We start from the raw sequence: 3093 nt of genomic DNA on the forward strand, positions 1-3093 counted from the left end.
CTATAGACCAATATGTGATTGCTGATAATAATATAGCTTATCAGGTGATTGGGGTTTATGATAATGAAGATATCTATGACAACAACCCTCCGGGTTATATTCCTTTCACAACAGCCCAGATGCTATATAACAAAGGTTATGGTTTTCGCAGGATTGATTTTACCGTAGTCGGATTGCCAACCAAAGAAGCAAACGAGAAATTTGTAGAAAGGCTCCGCCAACGAATGGGAACACTCCATAATTTTGACCCGGCGGACAGATCTGCATTGTATGTCCGCAATACGGCAGAAGACATGTTGGAAGCACAAAGTATATTCTTTATTATCACTGCTTTTATCATTGTCATCGGAATTGCTTCATTATTAGCTGGAATTGTTGGTGTAGGAAATATCATGCTTATAACTGTAAAAGAACGAACTAAAGAAATCGGTATTCGAAAGGCAATAGGAGCTACTCCTTTCTCTGTACTCAAGCTCATTATCTTTGAATCTATACTGATCACTACCGTAGCAGGTTACATTGGTATAGTCATTGGGGTTGGTATAACAGAAGGAATTAGTACAATTATGGCAAACGCGCCATCGGATGGTCCTTCAATATTCAAAGATCCAACAGTAGATTTATCCACTGTAATATGGGCAACAGTAGTTCTGATTGTTGCAGGAACAATTGCAGGTCTTATACCTGCCCTGAAAGCGACAAAAGTGAGTCCAATAGAAGCGATGAGAGCCGAATAATAAAAAACCAGAACATGTTTGATTTAGATAATTTACAAGAAATATGGGTAACGATCACTCGAAATAAGCTTCGAAGTTTTCTTACTTGCATAGGCGTTTCGTGGGGTATTTTTATGCTTATTATCCTTATAGGTATCGGATATAGCTTTCAAGGAGGTATCATGAAAAACGTAAGCGGATTTGCATCCAACTCCTGCTTCTTTTGGACAGATGTTACCAGTGAACCGTATAAAGGATTCCGTAAAGGACGTTTCTGGTCGATGAACAGAAAAGATGTTACGCTGATTAGAGAGAAAGCCCAATCAGTGGAATATATTTCTCCTGTACTCTTTGGAAATAGCGGAGATAAAAATGTTGTACGTGGACGAAAATCAGGATCGTATGGAACAAGAGGTATATATCCCGATCATTTCAATATAGAACAACAGCACATACTCATGGGGCGAGTATTCAACGAATTGGATATAGCGGGCACTCGCAAAGTATGTGTAATCGGACGAGAGGTTTATGAAACATTATTTCAGCCGGGGGAAAATCCCGAAGGACAATATATAAGAGTAAATGGGATATACTTTCAAGTAATTGGAGTGATTCGTCCTAAGTCGAACATGTCGATCGGCGGAGATGTAGAATCAACGGTTTTTATTCCATTCTCTACAATGCAACAGGCCTTTAATCAAGGAGACAAAGTCTATTTTATGGCATGTACAGCTAAACCGGGTTATCCATCCTCTGTGGTAGAAGAAGAGGTTACAGCGATAATAAAAACAGCACATGACATATCTCCTACCGATGAAAAAGCCGTAGGTAGCTTCAATATAGAAAAACAATTTCAAATCTTCAACAACTTATTTTTAGGTATAGATTTTCTTATATGGTTTGTTGGAATAGGTGCTTTGTTATCCGGCATTATAGGTATCAGTAATATTATGCTGGTAACAGTACGTGAACGAACCCGTGAAATTGGAGTGAGACGTGCTATCGGTGCGAAGCCAATAACAATAGTGAAGCAGATTTTAAGTGAAAGCTTTGTTTTAACGACAATCGCCGGATTTGCAGGCTTTTTTGCAGGAATAGCACTCATAGAAATCATTAGCTACGTCATGAGCAAAAATATAAGTGATGATGTATTTCTCATACCACCGCTAGTTTCATTCTGGACAGCAATAGCTGCATTAGGAGTATTGATCATATCGGGTATACTTTCGGGATTGATGCCTGCAATGAGAGCACTACGCATAAAAGCAATCGATGCTATCAGAGAAGAATAATTTACTGTAAAGAATAAAAAATAGAAAATTAAATAATATGAAAGCTTTAAAAATTATTGGACTAGTATTTATCGGATTAATTTTCGTTGGTACATTATATTTTCTTTTTAGAAAATCACAACCGAAGAAGATTGTTTATGAAATATCAACTGTGGAATCGGGAGATATAGAAAACACCACTGTAGCAACAGGTAAGGTATCACCACGTGATGAAATTCTTATCAAACCTCAGATTTCCGGGATTGTATCGGAGGTGCTGAAAGAAGCCGGTGATTTTGTAAAAGAAGGAGAAATTATTGCTACGGTAAAAGTAATACCTGAAGTCTCTCAGCTGAATAGTGCTGAATCGAGAGTTAATGTTGCTCGCATCAACCTAAACCAGATAAAAGCAGAATATGACAGGCAAAAGCAGCTTTTTGGGAAAGGTGTAATAGCCAAGGAAGAGATGGATAAATCGGAAGCAGACTACAAAAAAGCTGTAGAAGAGCTCGATAACTCTAAAGATAATTTAGACATTGTAAAAAATGGGATTTCTAAAAAAACAGCACAATACAGTAATACTCAGATCAGATCTACTATTACTGGTATGATATTAGATGTTCCTATTAAAGTCGGAAACTCTGTTATTCAGGCCAATACATTTAATGATGGTACTACTATAGCTAGTGTAGCCAACATGAACGATATGATCTTTATTGGAAAAGTAGACGAAACCGAAGTCGGACGTATACATACTGGTATGCCAATGAAACTATCTGTAGGTGCTATAGAAAACAAAAAATTTGATGCTGTTCTAGAATATATCGCACCAAAAGGAGTTGAAGAAAACGGAGCCATTCTTTTTGAAATAAAAGCAGCAGCACGTATCCCTGACACAGTCGTTATTCGTGCCGGATACAGCGCAAATGCAGAAATCGTATTATCTAAAGCTGAGAAAGTATTATCTATACCGGAAAGTACAATTACATTCAGTAATGACTCTGCGTATGTTTACGTTCTAAAAGATTCTATTGAACAATTATTTGATAAAAAACTAATTACTACAGGATTATCTGACGGAATAAAAGTAGAAGTAAAATCCGGGT

3 protein-coding genes are annotated in these 3093 nt (G+C 37.2%); all 3 read left to right on the top strand.

From position 1 onward, the window contains the following. Positions 1 to 737, top strand: a 737-nt coding sequence (locus tag LDB17_RS01225; protein WP_393924841.1) for an ABC transporter permease, incomplete at its 5' end; no start/stop codon positions are given. 14 nt (positions 738 to 751) lie between these two features. Next, positions 752 to 2008, top strand: coding sequence for an ABC transporter permease (locus tag LDB17_RS01230; protein ID WP_252637331.1), 1257 nt, complete (start codon positions 752 to 754; stop codon positions 2006 to 2008). Between the two features lie 37 nt (positions 2009 to 2045). Beyond that, on the top strand, positions 2046 to 3093 hold a 1048-nt coding region (locus LDB17_RS01235; protein ID WP_393924842.1), incomplete at its 3' end, for an efflux RND transporter periplasmic adaptor subunit.

This window comes from Dysgonomonas sp. Shenzhen-Wh21 (assembly GCF_043392705.1).
Lineage (GTDB): Bacteria > Bacteroidota > Bacteroidia > Bacteroidales > Dysgonomonadaceae > Dysgonomonas.